The sequence below is a fragment of the Mycobacterium sp. genome (genome assembly GCF_965277065.1).
Lineage (GTDB): Bacteria > Actinomycetota > Actinomycetes > Mycobacteriales > Mycobacteriaceae > Mycobacterium.
Genome location: NZ_CBDIBT010000018.1, coordinates 820,522 through 842,420 on the forward strand (window position 1 = coordinate 820,522; position 21,899 = coordinate 842,420).

Here is a 21,899-nt window from a genome sequence, read left to right on the forward strand (position 1 = left end):
GCTTTAGGCCCGTCGGCGGCCTCAGCCGAGGGCGTCAGCCCCGGTTTCACCGGTGTCTTGTCGGCGGAGCCGGTCAGCTTGTCTCTATCTTGTTGTCGACGTGGCGCAGGCTCTGCTCCTCGAGCGCGGAAACTTCAGCGAGGCAACGCATCCGCCGGCCTTCGTCGAGTCGCTGGTGGGTGTTTTCCTCGATCTCAAGCAGGGGTGGGACCTGGGCCAGGAGAGTCTGAGCACCAGGCACCTGATGCAGGCGTGCTCATGTTGACAGGGCGTTCCGTTGGCATCTCATGGGTTGACTGCATAGGGCTAGATCCGTCCGCTGCCCGGCGCCGATTCCACCCGCGGACCGACAGTCAGTCCGTCACGCCAAGTTGGCGCCTGACGTGTCAGACCGGGATCAGATTCGCCGCTGTCCCGGTGACGCCTGGCTATCGGATCGTGAGCCGGATGACGGGTAGTCGGCGGTCGGTTCGTTGCTGGTATTGCGCGAATTGCGGAGCGGTGCCGGTGATTTGCTGCCACGCGGCTTCGCGGGCGTCGTGATGAAGTTCTTCGGCAGCGACCAGAATCATCCTCCCACCTGATCCTCCGCCGAGGTGAATCCGAACGTTGCAGGGACAGGCGGCGAGGTTGTAGTACCAGGAGGGACTGTTGGCTGCCCCATTCGCAGAGGCCACGATGAGCCAGGATCTGGGACCGTCAGGAAACCAAATCAGCGGCGTGCGACGTGGGGTGCCGCTCTTGGCGCCGATAGTGTCAAGGATTAGACCATCGATCCCGTTGATTGTGCCGCCGCGGCGGAGACGTTGAGCGACGCGGGCGTTGCGCCACCGAACGAAGCGCCCTCGGGGCTGACGGGCACCCCGGGTGCCGTTCAGCGTAGTGAAGCTCCCAGTAGTTTGATTGTGGGCCGCGGCGCTGTGATCAGTTCGTTCACTTAGTTGCAGCGTTCGGGTGGCAAAGGTCAGCGGCCGGTCAGATCGATTGGGGGTGAACAGGTCTGATTGCAGGGTTGTTGGTTGTTTGATCATCGGGCTGGTTCCTTCTGGTAGTTCTGGTCGAGGTAGTCGGCGACGGTCAGTTGTGGGGGCAAACCGAATTGGGCGACGATGGGGGCGGAATCCCAGTGGGGTTGGTAGGCCGCGACGAAGCCCATCAGCGCGAAGATGCTGGCCGCCGCCGGGGAGAACGGTTGGGCCAGGGTCTGATTGAGACGGGCCAGCCAGCCCGGCAGCGGGATGATGCGGATTTTGCGGCCGGTCTTGGCGGCGATGATGTCGGTGATTTGGCGCCAGGTCAGCCATTGCGGGCCGCTGGCTTCGATAAGCAGATCCTGGGTTCCTGGAGAAAGCGCGGCGCCGACGATCATTTCGGCGACGTCGCGAGTGGCGATGATGGGCGTGCCATGCTTGGCTCCGCCCGGAGCCAGGAACAGACCGCGCTTTTCGACGAGGTTGCCGGTCAACGACATCCACAGTTTGGTGAATCCGTAGTTGCGGTTGACGGTGGCGTGAGCGCTGTGGTCGGCGGCCTGTTTGAACCCGGCCATCACCAGAAAAACATCCATGAAGGCGGCGTTGCGCACGATGACCGACTGCATCGGTGAGGCTTGCAGACGTCGTTCGAGGCGTCGTTTCCCGGCGAGTTCGGGAACGCGGTCCTCGTGTGGGTAGCTCGGGGTGGAGGACTGGACGAACCGTGCGACGCCGGCGCGTTCGCAGATTTCGATGAACGTCAGCGCGTGGTCGTTGACGCTGGCGGCGGTGTCCGTTTTCTTTTGCGGGATGATGCCGTTGGCAGTCGAGATGACCACGTCGATGCCGTCGACGGCCTTCATCATCGATTCTCGGTTGGCCAAATCGCCGGTCACGTAGCGGATGGCCCCCTGGTAGGGGTCGCGGATGGTGGCGCCGTCACTGCGCACCAGTGCCGTCACGTCAAGTCCCTTGTTCGCTAGCAGGACGGCGATCTTCGAGCCGACATGGCCGGTCGCGCCGACCACCAGAAACCGCTGGTTTTTCATTTTGTTCTCAGCTCCTCGTCTTCGGTCCTAGGTTCGTGTGGGGTGCGGGGGGCTCCCTGCCGGTGCGGTGCCGGTGCTTGTGCCGCCGTCCACGGGGCGCTCCAGGTTCGGGTGTGAAGGATTCGGGTGGCGCTGGTGGCGTCGGCGGTGAGCTCGAAGGTCACCATTGTGGTGGGGGTGTGCGGCGCGTCTTGGCGCCATTGCAGTCGGGTGGGTGCGGTCAATTCGGTGACGGTGCATTCTGCGGTGGCGTCGCGGCCGCGGCGGTGGCTTCGGAGCCGAAAAGAGCTGCCCAGCTTCAGTCGTGGGTGGTTGGTGTCGTGTTCGACGGTGTCCCAGGTGTCGTACCACTCGTGGATGGTTGCGGTGGTGGTGATCAGATCCCATACGGTGTCTGGTGGCGCGGCGATGTCGATGGAGCCGGTCTGGGTGTGGCTGGCGCCGCGGCGGTGCGTGGAGATCTTCATGAGGATTGCCCCATCGCCGCGGGCACGGCTTCGTAGACCGCGCGGTGCTGGTGGAAGAAGTCGTTCATGCCGACTGGGGTTCTGCCGGTGAGGCGGTGCACGTTGTCGTTGGTGCCCGCGAAGCGGCCGCGCTGATAGTCATCGGAGACGTGGCGCAGGTGCTGAATCAGGTGCGGCCCGAACCCGGCCGCGGTCAGCATGTCGGCGAACTGGTCGTAGGAGATGGGTTCGTAGCGCACCGTCCGGCCCAGTACGGCGGACAGTTCCCGCGCGATCTCGTGGTGGTCCATTTCGACCGGCCCGAACAAGGGGTAGGTCTTGCCGGCGTGGGGCTGGGGATGTTCCAGGATGGCGGCAATGACGTGGGCCTGGTCCTCGACGGTGATGGGGGCGTGGCGGCCCTGACCCAGCGGGAAGCGGATGGCTGCGTGCTCGGCGGTGTCGGCGGCGCTCAGCAGCAGGTTCTCGGCGAAGAAGGTGGGCCGCAGGTGGGTGACTGGGACTGGGGCGCGGTCCAGGAGGCGTTCGGCGATCCAGTGCTGTTGGGCGGCGTGGCTTTGTGCGTCGCGGCGCGCCGAGATCTGCGACATGTTCACGACGGCGGTCAGGTCGGCCTCGTGGGCGGCTTGGGCAAACACGGCGGTGGCCTCGATCAGGCCGGGGGCGATCGGATACACGAAGTAACCGGCCTGGGTGCCGGTCACCGCGGTGGCGACGGCATCCAGATCGAGTAGGTCCCCGATGATCACCTCGGCGCCGGCCCGGGTGAGGTCTTTGGAGCGCTGATCATCGTGGTGGGCGAAGGCCCGCACGTGATACCCGCGGTCCAGCAACAGGTGTGCGGTGCGGGCGCCGGTGCCGCTGGTCGCGCCGGCGACGAAAAAGGAGTGAGCTTCTTTGTCGGTCATGGTGTTGCCTCAGATCGGATCTCTGGAATGGGTCAGCTGGTGGCCATGTGAAGGACGGGAGGTTAGGCGGCTTGGGGTGGTTCAGTGCTGATGACCGTGGTGATCAGGCCGGTGTCGAGGTCGTAGACGTGGCCGGAGACGGTGATCCGGGCCGGGAACTGGGGTGCGGCCCGTAGGCGCGCAACATCGGTTGCCACCGTGTGCGCCGGGTCGGTGACTGCCTGGTCGGCCAGTGTGGCCTCGGGGTAGCCGGTGTGCTGGGCGTAGCGGTGGCGCAGGTCGGGGTTGGCCAGGGCGGCCATGCCGCATCCGGTGTGGTGGACGATGGCGACCTCGAACAGCGGCCCCTCGGGTTGCGCCATTCCCGAGCCGAAGCCGATGAACGCGATGTCGGCGATGACGGCGTCGGTGACGCGGCCGCCGGCGTTGCGCAGCACCGGCGCGTCACCGAGTTGCAGACCCAGGGTCGCCGCCGGGTCTACCCGTGGATCGAGGCAGGTCAGAATCACGGCCGATAGTTTCGGGCGGGTGCCCAGGTGGTGGTGTGCGCCGGTGTCGGCGAACGCACGGTTGCGCATGACTACGGGAAGCAGTGGATGCTCCATCGGTCGTCCTTTCGCGTGGTTGGTTGATCTCGATCGTGGCCGGCTAGAGGGAGAGCGGTTGCGGGGTTAGGTCGCGGTGGCGACGGCCTGGATGAGCCGAATGCGGTCTTCGCGGGCGTTGCGCAGGATGGTGTGGCCTTTGGTTTGGATGTCGGGGACGACCAGCTGTAGTCCGAGGGGATCAGGGGGTGCCTGAAAGACTGGGGTCATGGCGGTGATGGCGAAGTCGGTCAGGTCGTTCCAGGTCTCGACGCGGAAGCCGACGTCGTGCAGCTGAGTGGCGAGTTGCTCGGGGGTGATGAGGTGGCTGCGCTCGGCGGTGTCGGCCCAGGGGACGGGGAAGTGAATGGGTTGGTGGGGTCCGGCGGTGACGTCCCACAGCGCCAGGCGCCCGCCAGGGCGCAGCACGCGGCGTAGTTCGCGGTAGAGCCCGGCCTTGTCGGGGATGTTCATTTGGACGTGCTGGGTGACGATGAGGTCGATGCTGGCGTCGGGCACGGGCAGTGCGGTGATGTCGGCTTCGACGACGTCGATCTGCTCGGCCAGGCCGACTAGCTCGTTGAGCCAGCGGGCGGTGTCGCAGTAATCGGCGGTCAGGTCCACGGCGGTGACGTGGCAGCCGTGTTCGGCTGCCAGCAGCCGGGCGGTGCCGCCGATGCCGGTGCCGGCGTCGAGCACCCGGTCGGCGCCGGTGACACCAGCGGCCTCCAGCAGACTCGTGGTACCCAACCGGCCCAGGGAGTGGAAGTCCTCGAAGGTGGCGAAATCAGCCGGCGTGAGTTGGTCGAGATCCTTGCCGGCGGCGCGCAGAGCGCGCTCGATGCGGGCGCGGGTCCCGTCACCGGTGGTGTACTGCGCCAGCACACCTGGGTTGGTTGCGGGGGTGTTCATCGGGCCTGCTCGGTGCCGGTGGGGGCGCGCCGGGGCGGGATCGGTCGCAGTCGGCGCGTGGGGTCGTGGGTGGCACGCCATTGCTCGGAGTCGGCGGACAGCGTCCCGTAGGCGGCGCCGTCCTGATAGGCGGCCAGGTAGCGCTTCTCGTTGGGCGCCGCGGTGAGGATGGTTTTGGTCAACACGGTCATCGCGCGGGCCATCCCTGCTGGGCTGCGGGTGGTGCCCGGTGTGCTGGCCAGGTAGCGGCGCGCGATGGTCTCCATGTCCTCGGGCGGGCGGCCGGTCAGCGTTTGGACGGCGTCGGTGGGGGCACCGACGGCGAAGGTGCCCCGTTTGAGCTCCTCGACGTACCACTTCAGTTGCATCACGGTGTACTCGTTGAAGCCGGTCACGCGGGCGGCCTTGGCCATGATCGGGAATGGCACGTCGACATAGCGGATGCGGCGTCCGAAGATTCGGGACAGGATTTCGGCGAACTCGCCCGCGTTCAGCAGCGTCGGGCCGGTGGGACGGTAGGTGCGGCCCATATGTGGTCCGGGGTCGGCCAGCAGCGCTGCGGCGACCGCGGCGATGTCTTCATTGGAGGGTGGGGCGTTGCGGCCGTCACCGTAGGGGGCGGTCAACATGCCGAATTGGGCGACCGCGTCCAGGGTGTAAAGGTAGTTTTCGGCGAAGAAGCCGGGGTTGACGGTGATCGAGCCAACGGTCGGCATCCAGGAGAAGACCTGATCCGAGAGCCATTCAGCGCGGGTGTGCGCCGAAGGATGGGCTGGGTCGGCCAGCCACTGACTCAGCGACACCACCACCTCCAAGTGCTGTTCCTCGGCGACGGTGGCGAAGATGGTCGCCAACTCCAGCGCCAACGGCGTAATGGGGGCCGCCCAGTAGGCGCGCTGCACGCCGTGCAGCGCGCGGCGCACGTCGGTCACATCGGCGATGTTGCCGACGACAACCTCGGCCCCACCGCCACGCAGTGCGGCGGCGCGGGCGTCCTCGCGGCGCACCAAGGCCCGCACCGGTAAACCGCGTGCCAGCAGCGATGCGGCGACCTGACGGCCGGTTTTGCCGGCGGCGGAGGTCACCAAGGTGGTCGGTGCACTGCTCATGTAGTGCCGTCCTTTCGGTCGTGCTCGGTGGTGATTGCTTCAACCTAGCCGCATGTAGATGCAAAAACAAGTAGCAACTGATACATGAAAGCAAAGTTTTCAACTTCAGTAAGGTATCGCCGCTGAGCGCGCGAGGCTCTGCATGGCGGCGGGAACACTCCGCGGGCCATTCGACGACGGAGCGCGACAGACCTGCCTGCTGCGGGATGAATGCTGCGCCCTGGGCCGCCGGCGTCGAATGGGGTCAGCTTTCGCGTGTGTTCCCGAAGGCCAGTTGCGCGGAACGCTGCCGTGCGGGTGTGGACGTAACGTCGTGGGAGCCGAAGATCCCGTTGAGGCGGTACACCGCGGATCCCGCGACCGCCACGAGCACGACCCCGACCAGGACCATCCACCACCGACGCGGCGGACGGTCACCTCGGCCCGAAAGTCGCTGCCGTGCGCTCGTCGACGAAATCTGTTCGGTGCGCCAGAACGCCATGATCACCGCCTCCGGCCACGGCGTCTGAGCGCGCTGATCATGATGTGGAGGCCCTAAAGCGCAGCTCATCGGCGTGGGCACAGACGCGTCCATGTCGACTACGAAGCCGACGCTGTCGGGGCATCGAGGGTAAGGCGGGTGGTGCAGTCATCAATGGCGCTCCATCGTGGGTCTGAGCGTGACGGTCCGAACACTACACATTTTTGCTTCGTTAATCAGTAGTAGATACAATTGGATTGCGCATAGCGCTTGAGATGGGAGTCTGCATCGTGAACCGAAAACGACATATCGGCACGGGAGATCATCCACCTGCCGGCAGCCCTGCGAGGTCAAGCACTGAGGTCAGCATCGACCGAGCTCCGCGGTCGCCGACTCCACGCCAGTCCATGGTTAGGTTGCTGCCGTGACCACCGCGCGTAGCTACGGCCAAAATTGCAGTCTGGCCCGCGCGATGGATCTGCTCGGCGAGCGGTGGGCGGTGCTGATTGTGCGGGAGTTGGCCCGCGGACCCAAACGCTTCGGGGACCTACTCGAGGGCCTGCATGGCATCGGGACCACCATGCTGGCCGCCCGGCTCAAACGTCTGGAATCCGCAGACGTCATTGCCCGCGCGGAGCCGGGCCTTGGCACCGGATATCACCTGACCGCCCGCGGGGAACAACTCGCGCATGCACTTGGGGAGTTGATGCTGTGGGGTCTGGATCTGCCCGACATGTATCAACTCGGCGACCAAACCCGCGCGGTGTGGCTGGCGATGAACATGCAATCGGCCCTCAACCGCGCCACTGGGAACGCCCCGGCGGGAACCCACGTCCCTGCAGGGACTTACGCCTTCCACGTCGACGACGAACGGTTCTGGCTGCGCGTGGCCGATGATGCACCCTCGGTCCTGCGTGATGGCACACCGCCCTACCCCGCCGATGCCACCCTCACCCTCACCCGCAAGGACTTCTATGCCGTTGCCACCGGCACCGCCCTCGACGCCCTGCACGACGCGACCGTCGAGGGTGATCGCAAGCGCCTCGCGCAGCTGACGGGACTGCTCACCCTCAGCCCCACTCGTTGATACCAGCAAGGCCACATCGATGCCTGACGTCGACACCCAAACTTCGAAGCGGGACTGAAAGGCTTTTGCCGAGCGAAGCAGATTAGGTGCGGTAGGCGATCGCGTGCTGCGCTCGCCGCTAACACAGCATCGAAGCTGTAGTCGTAGGCGGCTTTGAGGTGGATGTCGTCGAAGCGTTGTCGTCGCAGCCACTGTTCGTGCACTCCGGTCCACGGTGTGCCGCCGTAGTACACGATCCCCTGCCGCAGAAGCAGTTTGGAGAGCCGGTGGCGCACCCGCATCAGATCAGCGCGGGCATCTTCACGAGCCCGCACCAAATCGCGCACCGCCTCGATCTCACGATCAGGCACGCCTACTTCGGTGATCTCACCCAACCGCAGCAGCCGAGCCAAATGTGCTGCGTCACGGGCATCGGTTTTGACCCGATCCCCGGCCGGGCGCTGCAGCTTCGACGGCGCAGCGACCACACACGCCATTCCGGTCTCGTTGATCGCACGGGCAAGCCCGAATCCGGTCGGCCCAGCCTCATAGGTCACCCGCACCGGATCCCGCAGCTGCCGTAACCAGCTCAGCACCTCCTCATGGGCCGGACATAGCCGGGCCCGCGCGATCTTGCCGGTCTCCTCATCCACTGCGTGCGCGACAACCGAAAGCGCGTGCACGTCCAACCCGACACTCGTACCCTGAACAATCACCGGAGGCCTCCTGATCTGCAAAAGTGGCTTTGCCGGTGTGAGTGTTCACCCACACCGGCAACCCACGAATCGTTCTGCAGCGCGAGGCCTTCGGCCTCAGCTAGCCCCCATACACCAATTATCGATCCCGGGGCTGTACTTTCCCGTGTCTCGCCGTTCGGGTCCGTCAGTCCACCGGTGTGCAGGTCGCCGCGGCGCTCGACGTGCTTGGACTTAGGTCGGTGCGGGTGACCGGTCGGGTTTGATTGGGTGGCCGAGGGATTCGCCAGTGCGTGTGACGAGTTGGTGGGAGACCACGGCGAGCACCGTGAGCCCGAGCCCTAAATTGACCAGACCGGCAAACCCCTTGATTGCAAAGTCGACGAGTGCATTAGAGAACGTGAACGCCAAGGCAGCCAGGCGAAGACAGCGTAGCGGCCACAGCGCGGTCGGGTCATGCGTCCAGGCAATAATGGCCGGCAGGGCGAGTGCGAGAGTCGCGGCACCAGCGATCAGCAAGATCCGCCTGGCCAGCGTGTTGTGACTGAGTTCGAAGTAGCGACCGATCGCACCCAGGACGGCGGGATCGTAGATGTGGGTGGCCAGCCCGGCGATTAAGAGCACCACCGACACCGCGGCCAGGATCCAGCCCGCCACGCTCACCACCCAGCGTTCGAGCAAAAATCGGGGCACGAGCCTGTTCACGCAGGCGCGAAACCCTGTTACCACGTCGGGTACTTGGTTGCTCGACTCGATCAGACCGCGGAGGTGGCCGATGACGTGTGCGTCGGCGCCCCTGCTGGCGGCCAGGTCGAGTTGGCCGCTGGCTTGGCTACGCAACCGGGCGGGCAACCCGTGTCCGACTCCGTCGGTCGCGATAGCGGCGGCGTTGGCCAAGGCTTCGGGCACAGTCGGCTTTTTGACGTCCCGCACTACGCGCGCGATCAGCAAGACGGCGACCACCGTGACGTACATGATTTCCGGTGAGGGACCGTAGAAGTAGTTGTTGGTTTTCGTGACGAATTTGCCTACTTCGTCCAAGAAGAGGCCAAACCCGATGCCGCTCAGTGTGATCGAGACAAGCCGCGGTGTCGATCCCACGAATAGCCAGCCGATGATGAGAGCCAATACCATCAGTGCGCCGCCCCACAGCGCGTGCGCGATGTGTAACTGACCACCGCCAATTTGGGGGTATCCCGTGAGCTTGAGGTATAGGCGGGTGGTTAACACAGTGCCGACAGCGACAATTAGGAACCACTGCACCGAATCAGCGCCACCGCTATCGCGTATTACCCATGCGGTCTGCCGCGGTCTGTGTCCATTGCCCATCGTGGCAGTATCTCAGCGGCACAGGTCGCCGCTTGCCTATTGCGCTCACTGGTCAACCTGGAGCGGGGCAGCCACAAGATGGCACCGCCGGCCCCCAACTCGAAATGCTCAGGCAACAGGTGTCAACCTGGACAGGGCGCTAGTACAGCGACGAACAAAATGTTCGGGCTGCATGCGTGTGCCGGTCAGGTAAGGCGGGGTTACAGCACGACCGTACGGTTCTAGGATTCGCCACGAAGATGAGAAAAACCGGTCCGCCATTTCGATGAGAATTCTGCAGAGAAGCAGTTAGAGCGATCAGCGTGCGCCACGCAGGATGACAACCTGCAGTTGTCTTGGCGGAGGCCTGGAATCGGCAGCTACAAGAGCAACGTGCTCGAGGCGCTGGCCGACACCACCTCACCAAGGACCTTTGCGGCGGCGCCGTCATCGTCGACACTCCAGCCCACGGCGTGATCGTTAAGGACTTGCGCGTCTTCGGATACCGGAACAAGCTGATCTGCGACGGTTCGGCAATGCCGGCCAACCCCGGCGTCAAACCCGCCCTGACCATCACCGCCCTTGCCGAATACGCCATGGCTCAAGTCTCCGCGTCATAGCCGGCGCCCTCGCCGACCACTCCGGTTGTACCCACCTCGATCAGTATCCAATTCCGTTGTCCATGAACGAATCTCGAAGTTAGGAGACACGAGTGACCACTCTTGCCGATCAGACCGTCCTTGTGACCGGAGCCAACCGCGGCATGGGCGGCGAATACGTCACCCAATTGCTTGATCGCGGCGTGGCGAAGGTGTACGCCGCAGCCCGCAACCCGGACGCCATCGAGGGGACCGATTCCCGTGTGGTCGCGCTGCGCCTCGATGTGACTGATGCCGCCTCTGTCGCGGCGGCCGCTCAATCGGCCGACGACGTGTCGGTGCTGATCAACAACGCTGGCATCTTCCGTGGCGCCTCCGTGTTGTCGGCTGACACCGCAGGTTTACGAGAACAGTTGGAGACCAACCTGTTCGGCCCGTTGGTGCTGGCGTCGGCGTTCGCCGACCGGATCGCTGAACGCTGCGGCGCGATCGTCAACGTCGCATCGGTGTTGGCGTGGCTGCCGGTGGGCGCCAGCTACGGTGTCAGCAAAGCGGCGCTGTGGAGCGCGACGAACTCCATGCGCCGGGAACTGGCGCCGCGAGGCGTGCAGGTGGTCGGCGTGTATGTGGGGCTGGTCGACACCGACATGGCCTCTTTCGCCGCTGACAGTCCGAAATCGTCACCGGTCGACGTGGTGCGCCAGGTCCTTGACGGCGTGGAGTCCGGTGCGGACGAGGTGCTGGCCGACGACATGACCCGCAAGGTACGAGCCCAACTCGGCACGCCGACGGGTCAACCATAACGCTCGACGGTGCTGGAAGTTTCGACACACTGTGCGCCTCCGGATAGACAGGGACGACACCGATGCCGAAATCAGTCAAGGCGGCGTCGACGTCCACGTCTGGCCTCAAGCCGAGTAACCCTCGGCTCGATCGTGAATCCGCCCTAGCTTGACTGGTTTCTGCGGCCATCGCGTTGCTGGCCGACAAAGGGCCAACAGAGCTCAGAGTCGGCGCGGTCGCCGATGCCGCCGGCATGTCGACGATTGCGGTGCCGCTGTCCGACACGCCTATTTCGACGGAGCGAAGTCGATCATTCAAGAGGTTGCTGCGCACCGTCCACCAGGAGGATCGGATGCGACCGAATCCAAACAGCTTTGGAACTGTTCATCATTTGGTCTCGTCGCTACAACTCGCCCCACCGTCACCGACCCAGTGTGCCAGCGCCCCTGCACCCGAGGTGAATTCGCATCGACGCGCCCCTGGCCTCGACCGGGGATCAAAACGGAGCTGCGGCTGAACTCGCTGATAGGGCAGGTAACCTGCCCCCATGTCCGAGGTGCCGCCCTTCAGCCCTACCGTGATGCTGCTGTCGGTGGGCCGGGTGTGGGAGGCTGCGCTCGCTGAGGCCCTCAAGCCCATTGGGCTGACCACCCGTAAGTACGGGCTGCTGGGGCACGTGCGGGCAACGCCGGGCATCTCTTTCAGCGAGCTCGCCCGACGCTCACGCATCACGGTGCAGAGTGCGCACGCGATGGTGATGGCCTTCGTCGAGGCGGGTCTCGTTGACGACGGGACCGCCCACCCCGGGTCCGCATCGACCCTGCGGGTGACGGCGGCCGGGGAGTCGGTGCTGGTTTGGGCCGCCGACGCGGTGAACCGTCTGGACGCGGCGTTCGCCGAGCAGCACCCCGAGCTTACCGAGGCGCTGCGCGTCCAGATAGCGGAAATAGCATCGAGTAACCCGACAACCTTCAGCTAGTCTGAAGGTTATGAAATCGTTTCTTTTGTCGATCCATATTCTGGCGGGCATCCTTTTCGTCGGCCCAGTTGCCTTGTCCACCAGCCTGTTTCCCCGGTACGCTCCGGTGGCCGCCACCGCCGCGGGCACCGAGGACGCCGGCCGGAGCTTCGATACCGCCGGCCTGCTGCACCGCATCACCCGCCGCTACGGCGTCTTAGCGCTCGTAATTCCCGTCGTCGGCCTCGCACTCGCGGTCGCACAGCGACGCACGACCGAGGTCTGGGTCCTCGTCGCGATGGTGCTCACCGCCATCGCGGGTGGCCTGCTCGCCCTGCAGATCACGCCGCGCCAACGAGAGGCCCTGGCCAGCCCCGACGACGGCGTCGAGCTGCGCCGCCTCGGCATGCTCAGTGGCATTTTCAACCTGCTGTGGGCGGCAGTCGTGGTGCTCATGATCGTTCGCCCTGGATCGAGCTCCGCATGACCGCACTGCTGCGCACGCTGGCCGTGCTCTCAGTGCTTGAGATGGTCAGCGTCCTGGTGCTACTGATGAACCTCGCCACCGTGCACAACCCCACGGTCGCGAGCGTCCTGGGCCCGGCCCACGGCGCCGTCTACCTGGCCGTAGCTGTCACGGCGCTGCTCGGTCGCGGCCTGTCGACGCGGACCCGTATCAGCGCGCTCGTGCCGGTACTCAGCGGCCCGCTCACGATGGTCAACGTGCGGCGGGAGGTGCGCAGCGCATGAGGTTCGGCACTACCCTGCAACGTCCGCCCGCCATCAGCGCCGCCGAAACAGTCCGTCTTATCGCAGAGGCCGCGTCGGTCGTGGACGACCGGTGAGCGGCGAAGTACGTCTTGATCATGCGTCCGATGGCCGAAAGTACTGGCAGGCTATGGCGATCGACCTGCGTTCTGGTGTTTCGGCTTTGAACGCAGCTGCGGGCGGGTGCGTCCGGTTTTGCTGGTGCGCAGGCGGTCGGACCGTGTGCCAGTTTCCTCCGCTATGCGGGTGTTCCTGCAACGTGTCGAATGGTCGCCGCTGCCGTCTGAGCTGTCGGGCGTGTAAAACCACGCAGATCGCGCTCAGCGGGCGGATAACCGACACCGCGGTCGCGAAAGGTAGCGCGATAGGCCTGCGGTGACACTCCGGAGAACCGCTTGAATTGTTCACGGAAATTAGCCGCTGACTCGAAACCGACTCGGTAGCCGATGGTTTCGACGCTGTCGGACGTGCGCTCCAGCAATTCCTGCGCGTGGCGAATTCGCACGCCGATGAGCCATTGTGTTGGCGTTTGTCCCGTTTCAGCCTGAAATCGGCGGTTTAAGGTGCGAATGCTTGTGGCCGCGTGGGCGGCGATGTCATGCAACGAGAGCTTTTCGTAGGAATGCAGTTCAATCCAGCCCAGCACCGCATCGAGTCCGGTGGTTTTCGGCTGCCGATTGCGGACGGTGCCACGATTCCGATTTCGCGTCGAAGGGAGGGGCCGGCAGTCGTCGCTCCCACGTCGCAGCGAAGGCCAGTTCTTCGGGGGGCGTGACCGAAGTATCGGTTAGCACCACCGAGAAACTTGACACGAATCTGAGACGCAACCCAGATGACACGATGCAGGACTCGACGCATCGTCGCAGTCACTGCGCCGCGACGTGACACACAGAATGAGAACCGACACTCGGTTTAGGTGACTCGGCCGCAGCCTGCGCATTAATCGAGTGATGCCCAGAAGCGGCTGAGCGCTGCCGCGCCGCGAGCGGGGTCTTGCACCATCCACCAGTGCCCCAGCCCGTCAAGCACCTCGGTGTGGGCGCCGGCTCGGTCGGCCGCGCGCCGCCGGATGTCATCGGAACCGATGTAGGGATCCTCCGTGGCCATCAGGGATAGGCCGGGTCGAGCCCGAGCGTTCTCGAGCGCGCCCCCGGCCTCAGCCATCGCGGGTTGGCGCGCCGAACGGTATAACGACAGGATCGCCCGACCCATCTCCGGGCCCTGCGCTGCGGCGATCGTCGTCGCGATGTCCACCGGTATACCCAACGCAGTCAGCTGCGCAGCCCGGTCCTGCACCGTGCCACCTAGCATCGTGTCGACCAGCTGCTCACCATCGCCGGGCGTCTGCCATACCTGGGCGAGGTCGTGCCAGACGTAGTCGGGGTCGAACAATCCGATCACGTCGCTGGCCCAGCTGCGTACCAGCTCGGGTCGATGCATGACCAGGTTCAACACATGGCCGCCGCCCCAGTCGTGTCCGACGAGGTCGACCGGCCCGTCGATAGCCTCGAGCTCGTCTTCGAGCCAGTCACGGTAGGCAAGGTACGTTGCCGAAAAGTCGTCGGGCAGTGGGGCACCGAATCCCGGGGGTGACAACTGCACCACATCCTCGCGCCCGAGAGCATCGACCAACGGACCCCAGATCGCGTTCGTCTCCGGATTGCCGTGCACCAGAACAACCGTCATCGTTCACATCTTGGCATGGCGCAGTGCTGGGAGCGGCCGCTTGGCGACCAGGGGTGATCGCTACGGCGCCGGTGATAAGGGCGGCCGCTTCGGGTCATAAGCGACTAATCCGACAAGCTATCGGGAAGCGGCGCACGTCCGTCCGCTAGGCCAATCGCGACCGCCGGCGCGGACTTCGAGTTACCTTGCCGGCGACGCCGGTTGACGGTTGCAACCCGGTAAATGAACGACGGGTTGAAGAGCCGGGCAGGCGGGTCGATAAGGCCGGTTACCTTGAAGAACTGGGCATGCACCACGGCGTCGGTCTCACAGGCGCTGAGCACCCAGTTCGCGTACCGGTTGGTCATTCGCATCGAGGCCGTTCGTCGTCCTTCGACCTTCGGGCACGCCAGGTCAGTACCCGCCCCGAGTCCCCACGCCACCCCGATCGATTTCGCCGCAGCCCGAAAGTAGCGCCGCGGCAGGCCGTTGACGCCGCGGCCCAACGCCTCCCGCAGTGCCAGAGCATCCATCGCGGCCACCGACATTCCTTGGCCGTAGATCGGGTTGAAGCTGCACATCGCATCACCGGTCACGAGCAGGCCGTCGGGGAATCGCCGCATCTTGTCAAAGCGTCGCCATTGGCTGGACGGTAGCCGGTGTTGCACCACCGGCGCGAGTGGTTCACCGGTGCGTACCGCCGCCAGCAGGTGCGCTGGGGCGTAATCCTGCGCGAAAGACAGCATGCCGGCCAAATCGCGGGGGGGTTCGTGACCCACCATGCCGCAGACCGTAAAGATCCAGGTGTCGTTCTCGTTGTTGACCAGAAACATCCCGGTCGGTCGGTCAGGGGTAGGGCTGATGAGCACCAGCATCTCTTTCAGGGTGCCCGGCGGAATGCGCAGCGGTTGGCTGACGTAAGTGGTGTGCGTGATGATGTGATCCTCGACGGGCCGGCCATAACCGAGGCTTTGCAGAAGGGAAGGGGTGTGTGCGGCGCGGCCCATGGCGTCCACGACGAGGTCCGCGGTCAACTCCTTTTCGGCGCCGTCGTCGCGTTCGACTATCCGAACACCGTTGACGCGCTTGTGATCCGCCGTCGATGTCAGCTCGGCCACATCGTGTCCGTCGAGGATGGTCACATTCTCCAACGCCCGAAGGCGTCGCCGAACGTGGCCTTCCAGCAGCGGCCTGCTCGGCTGATACATCGCGAAGGCCTTCGGATCGTCGACTGCGACCTTGCCGGAGCGCGGCATCAGGTGCCCATTGAAGGAGAGAAAAAGCCGGGCGTATTCGGCGTCGTCCCACACGGGCGCACCGTCACCGACCAGCTCATCGAAAATCCCCGGGAAGAACTCGCCCAAGGTCTGGGCGCCGCGCGCCAGCAGCGCATGCGGATGTCGGCCTTGGGGCACGCCACGCCGGTTGGCAGTTCCGTCGGGCAATACATCCCGTTCGACCACGGTGACGGTTCGGAAGAAGTCGGCAAGCACCCTGGCGGCGAGCAGTCCGCCCATGCTCGCTCCTAGAACTACCGCATGCTCACCGAGCTTGGCCATTAATCACTCCTGACCTTGATTTGGTTTAGGTCAGTTTGTCTCGCGTGCACAGCCGCGGTCTGCGTAGTGGGCTACTCGCTTTTAGGTTGGGGCGGTTGCTTTCTTGGCGCGGATTCGGTGACGACTGCCGCTAGCGCTTGACGGTTGGCGAGGCCGAGCGCGGTGGTCGCGCGGTAGATGTGGCCTTCCACGGTGCGTACCGGTATGGCCAGACTGTCTGCGATGTCGTAGTTGGACATCCCGTCGGCGACCATCGTGGCGATCTCCCGTTGACGCGGGGTCAGCGGTAGGGGAGCCATCACGGCACGTGTGGCGGGGCTGACCGCGCCGCGGGGGCCCATGATGGCGGCTGCGTGCTCGGCGGCGGTCAGTGCGGACCCTCGGCGCCCCTGGTGGGTGTATGCCGCGCTGGCCTGCGCGAAGGCGTCGGCGGCGGCGAGATGATCGCCCATCCGCTGCAGTTCAGCTGCCGCCTGGTTGAGCGCATCTGCGTTATCGTTTGCCAGTGCGTGCGCGTAGCGGGCAGCCAACCGGGCGCGGGGACCGTCGACCACCTCCGCGAGTTCGTCGAGGCGGGCGGCGATCGCGGGGTCCCGGTCACCGAACTGCACCAGCGTCTGCAGGCACCACACTTCTCGCGACCGCTGTGTGTGGTCGCGGGCGAATTCCGCTGCCCGGCGGGCCAGCATCTGCGCGGCGGTGATCCGGCTGCGGCCGGCGGCCACCCATGCGTCGGCAATCAGGCTGTCGGATTGGACGAAGGAGAAGGTGGGATGGCGGCTGGCGTGCATCTTGGCCTGAACATCCAGCGCGGCGGCCGCGTCGCCGGAGCGGGCCACCGCCTCGGTGCACACGATGCTGAATCGATAGAAGACACCCGTCGTATCACCGTAGGCCTCGAAGACCGCACACGCGGGTTGCAGGCAGGCCAGCGCGGTCCGCAGATCGCCGGTCAACAGTGCCGCCAGTCCCTTCACGGCACCAGCGACCGACCGCGAGATGCCGGGTGCCTCAGCGCATTGCTGGAAGGTGCGCTCCGCCACAGTGCGGGCATCGTCGAGCAGACCCGCGAATGCCAGCGCGCATAAATGGAATTCGGCCAGCCCGACGCCCTGATAGGTCGCCTCCGGCGAACTTGCGGCTAGCAGATAACCCTCGCCGGCGTACTCGGCAGCCAGGCTGGGGGATCCGAGATCTCCGTAGGCAATGGTCAGACCCCACACTGCGACCAAGGCCGGCAGCACCCCGAGCTGCGAACGGTCCACCCCGTTCATCACTTCGGGGACCTCGGCTGGGCGAGCCGCCATCGCCAGCTGCACCGCGCGCACCGCCCGCAGGGGCGCGGTCAGCGTGGGAGAGGGCGCCGCCTCGGCGAGCGCGGTCTCGATGAGCTCCGCAGCGGCCGCGGGCTGGGTCAACGGCCACAACAGGTTGGCCGCGCGCAGGTGCAGCACGTTGGCCCACTGTGCTTCCGAGATGGTCTGCCGGTCAATGCTGGTGAGCAGACGGTCGGCCTCCCCGCCCTGGTTGAGAAGAACCAGCAGGTGGGCCTGCATGATCTGCGCGTCCGGTCCCGCACCGCCGGACGCGGCAGCGTCGGCGAAGCGCTCTGCCAACACCAAATCCAGCCGAACGGTGGCCTGTTCGGCCGCCCGTCGAAACAAGCCGGGATCGGGGTCGCGGTCGGACTCCAGCCAGAGCATGCCGACGCGAACCGGGTCAGCCCTCGGGTCACGAGCCAGCGTTGAGGCCACGCGACCACGTAACCGGCGCAGCCGGATCCGACCTGCGCGCGCCAGCCGGACCTCGCCGTACAACGGATGACCGACGATCACGACGTCGCCTGCCGCCGCGATGAGGCCGCGACGTTCGGCTTCGTCGACCAGAACGGGGTCGGCCAGTTCGGCGAGGCATGCGCGTTCCAGCGGCGCGGCCACTGCCACCAGGTCGACGACGTCGTGGACAGGCTCGGTGGTGGCGCCGAGATGCATTTCCACCAGATCGATCAGCGTGGGACTGACGTCGAGGTGCCCGCTCCAGTGCCACAGACCGCCGCGGGCCAGAAGGCGACCGGCATCGCGTTCTTGACTTACCAGCTGTCGCAGATAGAGCACGTTGCCGCGGGTCTTATCCCAGAGCCGTCCAGAGCAATCCGCGCTGACGGGGCTGCCCAGTGCGGCGTGCAGCAACCGATCACTTTCATGCTGGGAGAGCGGCTGCAGGTCCAGGCGCCGCAGATGACCTTCCTTCCACAGCGCTGTCACCGGCTCCGGGACAGGTCCCCCCGACCGGATGGTGGCCACCACGGCGGCGGCTCCGTTCACCACGAGTTGCCGCAGGACGAACGCCGACAGGTCGTCGAGCAGCTGCGCGTCGTCGACGGCGATCAACAACTCGGCGTCGACGACCGTGGCGGTGAGGGCGTCGGTGATCTGGCGGACCAGCCGCAGTGGGTTTCCGTCCAGTCCGTCGGTCCACTCCGCGAATGCACCCATCGGGATTCCGCGGGTGGTGGCGGTTCCGATGATCCAGCGCACCGCCCATCCGCGCGCGCCGGCAGCAGTAGCAGCTTCGTGTGCCAAGCGGGTCTTGCCGACGCCGGCCGGTCCGACGATCCCCACGCCTCGGTATCCACCGCGGGTCGCGATCACATCGGTGATGGCGTCCAGTTCCTCATCGCGGCCGGTGAGTGGCCATCCGCCCATGGATGCTGATGGTAAAGGCTGATCCGGCAACTGCCGCGACAAGACGCGTGTTTGTGGTTACTGCCCGATCTTGGTCAGCTCGTTGGCCAACTTCTGGCGGGCCACCGACAACAGGGTGTCGAAGCCCTCGGGTTCGATGTGGAGATATTCGCATACCACCTCGTCGGCTACCCCCGCGTCATGGAGGCGCAGCACGAGTGAATGGGCTTCCGGTAAAAGCCGTAACGCCGCTTCGTAGGGATCGGGATGCTGATCACAAGACTCCACGTCTCCATGGTGCGCGGCAAGCCACGATCAGCTGGCGTAGCGCGCTACCTGAAACCGTCGCGCGGCCAAGGCGCGGAGTCACATCATCAGCTGAAGCATTCGGTCATGATCTCCGCGAGCTCGTTGCGGCTGCCGACTCCGAACTTGCAGCAGATCCGATACACGTGTCCCTCGATGGTGCGTGCCGATAGGCTCAGGCTGTGGGCGATGCGCTTGTTGGTCAAGCCCTTCCCGACGAGGACGGCGACCTCGTGTTCGCGGGGGGTCAGCGCAAGCGGTACCGCGGCGTCACGGGTGGCCAGGGTGATGGCCCCACATTCGTCGGTAATCCGCCGGGCGCGCATGCTTGCCGCGAAAGCTGCACCCAGGCGTTGGTGTCGGGTAAAGGCCACCGTTGCGTGGGCCGCGGCGTCGGCGGCGGCAATGCGGTCGCCGATGGATTCCAGACCCGCGGCCACCTCCAGCAGGTCGTCACCGTTGTCGAGCAGCCGAGCGCGCGCCCACCGGGCCACAAGCCCGGCACGGGGCCCGTCGACGACGCCGACGAGGTGCTCGAGTCGCTCAACGTGCGCGTGGTCGATTTCGCCGAACTGCACCGCCGTCTGCAACGCGAGGACTTCTCGGGCCCACTGGTCATGGCGGCCCGCAAACAGCGCGGCCAGGTTGGCCAGGCGGCGGGCCTCGACGGGATGGCCTTCGGCAGCGGCGACCCAGGCCGCGGCTAGAAGGTTGTCGGACTCGATGTAGTCCCATGCCGGCGGACGGTTCTGCCGCATCAGGGTGAGCGCGCCGCGGGCAGCTTCGGCGTTGCCGGCGCGAGCGAGTGCCTCGGCATGCAGGATCAGGAATTGGTAGGACATTCCGTTGGCGTGATAGGACACTCCATCACCACCGCCATGAGCGCCGAACTCTGCGACTGCGGAGCTCAAGCAGTCCACCGCGGAAGACAGGTCGCCGCGGTAGAGGGCCGCCATGCCGGTGATGGCGGTGGCGACCGACCGGGTGATCCCGGGCATATCGGCTTGTTGGGTGAGAGTGCGTTCGGCCACCATCCGGGCCTGCGCGAGGTCACCGGCCAGACTCAAGCTGGCGACGTGAAAGCAGGCGAGAGTGACTGTTTCGTAACTGATTTCAGGGGCGGTTGCCGCCAGCGCGTAACCTTCCCGGGCGAGCTCGTCGGCGCGTTGCGATTGCCCGGCATCACCGGCCGCGATGGTCTGCGCCCACAAAGCAAGCATTGCGGGCATCGGCGGCAGTGCAACCCGCTCGACGTCCGCGGCCAAGGCGAGCGCCTCGGTGGGTCGAGCCGCGGTGACCAACTGCACCGATCGGAAGGCCAACAACGCTTGGGCCACCACACCGGCCTCGACGGCAAGACCATCGTCGATGACGTTCCACGACTCCTCGGGCTGCGACAGAATCCACAACAGATTGGCGGCACGCAACACCACAACGGTGGCACGCAGCGGGTCCGGCAGCTCACCGGTGAGGATGGAATCGAGCAACGCCGCGGCAGGGGTGCCCCGGTTGAGCAGGATCAGCATCTGGGCGCGCAGGATTTGGACATCGATCCCTGCGCCGGCGCCGATCGCCGCCTCGGCGAGCCGCTCAGTGAGCGCAAGATCCAGACGCATGATCGCCGTCCAGGCGGCGACGGCGAGGATGTCCTGGTTGGGGGACAGGTCAGACTCGAGCCACAGCACACCGAGCCGCAGCGGATCTGCTGGCTCGCGATGCGCAACCGTCGACGCCATGCAGTGAGCCAGCCGGCCCCGTAAGTGGCTGAGCCGCAACGGCCCTGACTGGGTACGCTGCACCTCGCCGTACAGCGGGTGTCCCATCCGAACAATTGGGTCGCCGGTCGGTGAGATGGTGATCAGGCCACGCCGCTCGGCTTCTTCGATGGCGGCCGAATTACAGATGGCCTCGACATACTCCAGTTCGACCGGCTCGGCGACGGCGACGAGGTCGATGACGTCGCGGATCGGCTGACTGAGTTCACCGACTTGGACTCCGACAATGTCGATCAGGGCGGCCGGCAATGTCGCGTGGTTGGTCCACTGCCACTGCTGGCCACTGAATGTCAGACGTCCAGCGTGGACTTCGTGTTCGACGATCTGATGAATGAACAGAGCGTTGCCGCGCGTGAGCTCCCAGACGCGCTCAGCGCACCGCGCGCCGACCGGGCCGCCCAGTGCACAGGTCAGTAGGCGATCGGTATCGCTGCGCGACAGGGGATACACGTCCAAGCGCGCCACGTGCCTGTCCTTCCATAACGCATTGATGGCGTCGGGTGCCACCTGCCCGGCCCGGATGGTGGCCACCACACACGCCTTTTGGCGCACCACGAGCTGCATGACGGTGAAGGCGGAGATCTCGTCCAGCAGATGCGCGTCGTCGACGACGACGAGGACGGGACTGTTGTCCGGTGTGGAGCTGACCGCGTCGATGACGTGACGCACCAGATGCAGAGGATCCGTTGCGGCTCCGTCGGTCCATTGCGCGAACACGCCCATCGGAATCGCGCGGGCCGCAGTCGTTCCCATGACCTCGCGAATCACCCAACCGCGTCCTGCTGCGGCAGCGGCCGTTTCGTGTGCCAGACGTGTCTTCCCTACACCCGCGGCACCGACGATGGCCACCCCGCGGTAGGAGCTGTCGGCGCCCAAAGCGGCATCGATGGTGAGGCGTTCTGCGGCACGACCGGTCAACGCCCAGTTGGTCATATGTCGAATAGTAAACCGTCGCAATGCTTTGCGGCGCTTGTCGAGGCGATTCGGATGCCGAACACCCGTGACCGGTCGCCGCGGGCGGGACTCACCTCGACCACCGACATGTGCTCAACGCCCGGTCTCGTCCACTGAGCTCGCGCTACTCACGACAGGGCAATCAAGTGGCATGGGTTCAGCCTCGAGCGGGAGCGACACGTCGGCTCCCACTGGGATGTGATGATCGATCTGGTCGCAGCTGGTGCCCCGGGACGGGCCCGCGCTGGGCGCCATATCGGACGCGGCGGTGCTCGAAGCGAAGCGGCCCGTTAATCGTGGTGTCGCACAGGCGGTG

21 protein-coding genes and 2 pseudogenes are annotated in these 21,899 nt (G+C 65.6%); 7 read left to right on the plus strand and 16 right to left on the minus strand.

Annotated elements, in window-relative coordinates; translation table 11 throughout:
• Positions 1-100: 100 nt before the first annotated feature.
• Positions 101-265 carry a hypothetical protein gene (locus tag ACQY5A_RS15345; RefSeq protein ID WP_428341179.1) on the plus strand — a complete coding sequence of 55 codons (165 nt, stop codon included), beginning with the start codon at positions 101-103 and terminating at the stop codon, positions 263-265.
• Positions 266-428: 163 nt separating this feature from the next.
• Here ACQY5A_RS15345 and ACQY5A_RS15350 read toward each other — a convergent pair whose 3' ends face one another.
• From ACQY5A_RS15350 to ACQY5A_RS15385, 8 genes are all read right to left on the minus strand, one after another.
• Positions 429-1,031: a nitroreductase/quinone reductase family protein gene (locus tag ACQY5A_RS15350; RefSeq protein WP_428341180.1), complete on the minus strand. Its 603-nt coding sequence runs from the start codon at positions 1,029-1,031 to the stop codon at positions 429-431.
• The gene (locus ACQY5A_RS15355) at positions 1,028-2,023 is read right to left on the minus strand and encodes an SDR family oxidoreductase (protein ID WP_428341181.1); all 996 of its coding nucleotides are present in this window, start codon (positions 2,021-2,023) and stop codon (positions 1,028-1,030) included. Before ACQY5A_RS15355 ends, ACQY5A_RS15350 begins: the two co-directional genes overlap by 4 nt.
• Positions 2,020-2,490: an SRPBCC family protein gene (locus ACQY5A_RS15360; RefSeq protein ID WP_428341182.1), complete on the minus strand. Its 471-nt coding sequence runs from the start codon at positions 2,488-2,490 to the stop codon at positions 2,020-2,022. The genes ACQY5A_RS15355 and ACQY5A_RS15360 overlap by 4 nt, the downstream gene beginning before the upstream one ends.
• On the minus strand, positions 2,487-3,398 hold the full coding sequence (locus tag ACQY5A_RS15365) for an NmrA family NAD(P)-binding protein (RefSeq protein WP_428341183.1): 912 nt from the start codon (positions 3,396-3,398) through the stop codon (positions 2,487-2,489). Before ACQY5A_RS15365 ends, ACQY5A_RS15360 begins: the two co-directional genes overlap by 4 nt.
• Before the next feature lie 62 nt (positions 3,399-3,460).
• Positions 3,461-4,003 (minus strand): carbonic anhydrase, encoded by a 543-nt coding sequence (locus tag ACQY5A_RS15370; protein ID WP_428341184.1) that lies wholly within the window; start codon positions 4,001-4,003, stop codon positions 3,461-3,463.
• Between the two features lie 66 nt (positions 4,004-4,069).
• Entirely contained in the window at positions 4,070-4,894 is an 825-nt protein-coding gene (locus tag ACQY5A_RS15375) for a class I SAM-dependent methyltransferase (RefSeq protein ID WP_428341185.1), read from the minus strand.
• Positions 4,891-6,003 (minus strand): NAD(P)H-binding protein, encoded by a 1,113-nt coding sequence (locus tag ACQY5A_RS15380; RefSeq protein WP_428341186.1) that lies wholly within the window; start codon positions 6,001-6,003, stop codon positions 4,891-4,893. Before ACQY5A_RS15380 ends, ACQY5A_RS15375 begins: the two co-directional genes overlap by 4 nt.
• Positions 6,004-6,247: 244 nt before the next feature.
• Positions 6,248-6,394, minus strand: coding sequence for an MmpS family transport accessory protein (locus ACQY5A_RS15385; protein WP_428341528.1), 147 nt, complete (start codon positions 6,392-6,394; stop codon positions 6,248-6,250).
• 493 nt (positions 6,395-6,887) lie between these two features.
• Here ACQY5A_RS15385 and ACQY5A_RS15390 point away from each other — a divergent pair, with 493 nt between their 5' ends.
• Entirely contained in the window at positions 6,888-7,550 is a 663-nt protein-coding gene (locus ACQY5A_RS15390) for a winged helix-turn-helix transcriptional regulator (RefSeq protein ID WP_428341187.1), read from the plus strand.
• Positions 7,551-7,642: 92 nt separating this feature from the next.
• Here the strand turns inward: ACQY5A_RS15390 and ACQY5A_RS15395 are convergent.
• A pseudogene (locus ACQY5A_RS15395) lies at positions 7,643-8,245 on the minus strand (IS110 family transposase); the annotation flags it as partial.
• 213 nt (positions 8,246-8,458) lie between these two features.
• Positions 8,459-9,358: a hypothetical protein gene (locus ACQY5A_RS15400; RefSeq protein WP_428341188.1), complete on the minus strand. Its 900-nt coding sequence runs from the start codon at positions 9,356-9,358 to the stop codon at positions 8,459-8,461.
• Between the two features lie 647 nt (positions 9,359-10,005).
• Here ACQY5A_RS15400 and ACQY5A_RS15405 point away from each other — a divergent pair.
• From ACQY5A_RS15405 to ACQY5A_RS15425, 5 genes are all read left to right on the plus strand, one after another.
• Entirely contained in the window at positions 10,006-10,152 is a 147-nt protein-coding gene (locus ACQY5A_RS15405; protein WP_428341189.1) for a GMC oxidoreductase, read from the plus strand.
• A 92-nt stretch (positions 10,153-10,244) separates the two neighbouring features.
• Positions 10,245-10,934: an SDR family oxidoreductase gene (locus tag ACQY5A_RS15410; protein ID WP_428341190.1), complete on the plus strand. Its 690-nt coding sequence runs from the start codon at positions 10,245-10,247 to the stop codon at positions 10,932-10,934.
• A gap of 527 nt (positions 10,935-11,461) precedes the next feature.
• On the plus strand, positions 11,462-11,893 hold the full coding sequence (locus tag ACQY5A_RS15415) for a MarR family winged helix-turn-helix transcriptional regulator (protein ID WP_428341191.1): 432 nt from the start codon (positions 11,462-11,464) through the stop codon (positions 11,891-11,893).
• Positions 11,894-11,903: 10 nt separating this feature from the next.
• A complete protein-coding gene (locus ACQY5A_RS15420) occupies positions 11,904-12,359 on the plus strand; it encodes a hypothetical protein (protein WP_428341192.1) in 456 nt (151 codons plus the stop codon).
• Positions 12,356-12,622 (plus strand): hypothetical protein, encoded by a 267-nt coding sequence (locus ACQY5A_RS15425; RefSeq protein WP_428341193.1) that lies wholly within the window; start codon positions 12,356-12,358, stop codon positions 12,620-12,622. The genes ACQY5A_RS15420 and ACQY5A_RS15425 overlap by 4 nt, the downstream gene beginning before the upstream one ends.
• Before the next feature lie 367 nt (positions 12,623-12,989).
• On the opposite strand, the pseudogene ACQY5A_RS15430 reads toward ACQY5A_RS15425, so the two are convergent.
• From ACQY5A_RS15430 to ACQY5A_RS15455, 6 genes and pseudogenes are all read right to left on the minus strand, one after another.
• Positions 12,990-13,286: pseudogene (locus tag ACQY5A_RS15430) on the minus strand (helix-turn-helix domain-containing protein); the annotation flags it as partial.
• Positions 13,287-13,579: 293 nt separating this feature from the next.
• Complete coding sequence (locus ACQY5A_RS15435) at positions 13,580-14,326, minus strand: alpha/beta fold hydrolase (protein WP_428341194.1); 747 nt, start codon at positions 14,324-14,326, stop codon at positions 13,580-13,582.
• 104 nt (positions 14,327-14,430) lie between these two features.
• Complete coding sequence (locus ACQY5A_RS15440; RefSeq protein WP_428341195.1) at positions 14,431-15,822, minus strand: FAD-dependent oxidoreductase; 1,392 nt, start codon at positions 15,820-15,822, stop codon at positions 14,431-14,433.
• A 113-nt stretch (positions 15,823-15,935) separates the two neighbouring features.
• Positions 15,936-18,569, minus strand: coding sequence for a LuxR C-terminal-related transcriptional regulator (locus ACQY5A_RS15445; RefSeq protein ID WP_428341196.1), 2,634 nt, complete (start codon positions 18,567-18,569; stop codon positions 15,936-15,938).
• 57 nt (positions 18,570-18,626) lie between these two features.
• A complete protein-coding gene (locus tag ACQY5A_RS15450) occupies positions 18,627-18,836 on the minus strand; it encodes a hypothetical protein (protein WP_428341197.1) in 210 nt (69 codons plus the stop codon).
• Between the two features lie 86 nt (positions 18,837-18,922).
• Positions 18,923-21,562 (minus strand): LuxR C-terminal-related transcriptional regulator, encoded by a 2,640-nt coding sequence (locus ACQY5A_RS15455; RefSeq protein WP_428341198.1) that lies wholly within the window; start codon positions 21,560-21,562, stop codon positions 18,923-18,925.
• Between the last annotated feature and the right edge of the window lie 337 nt (positions 21,563-21,899).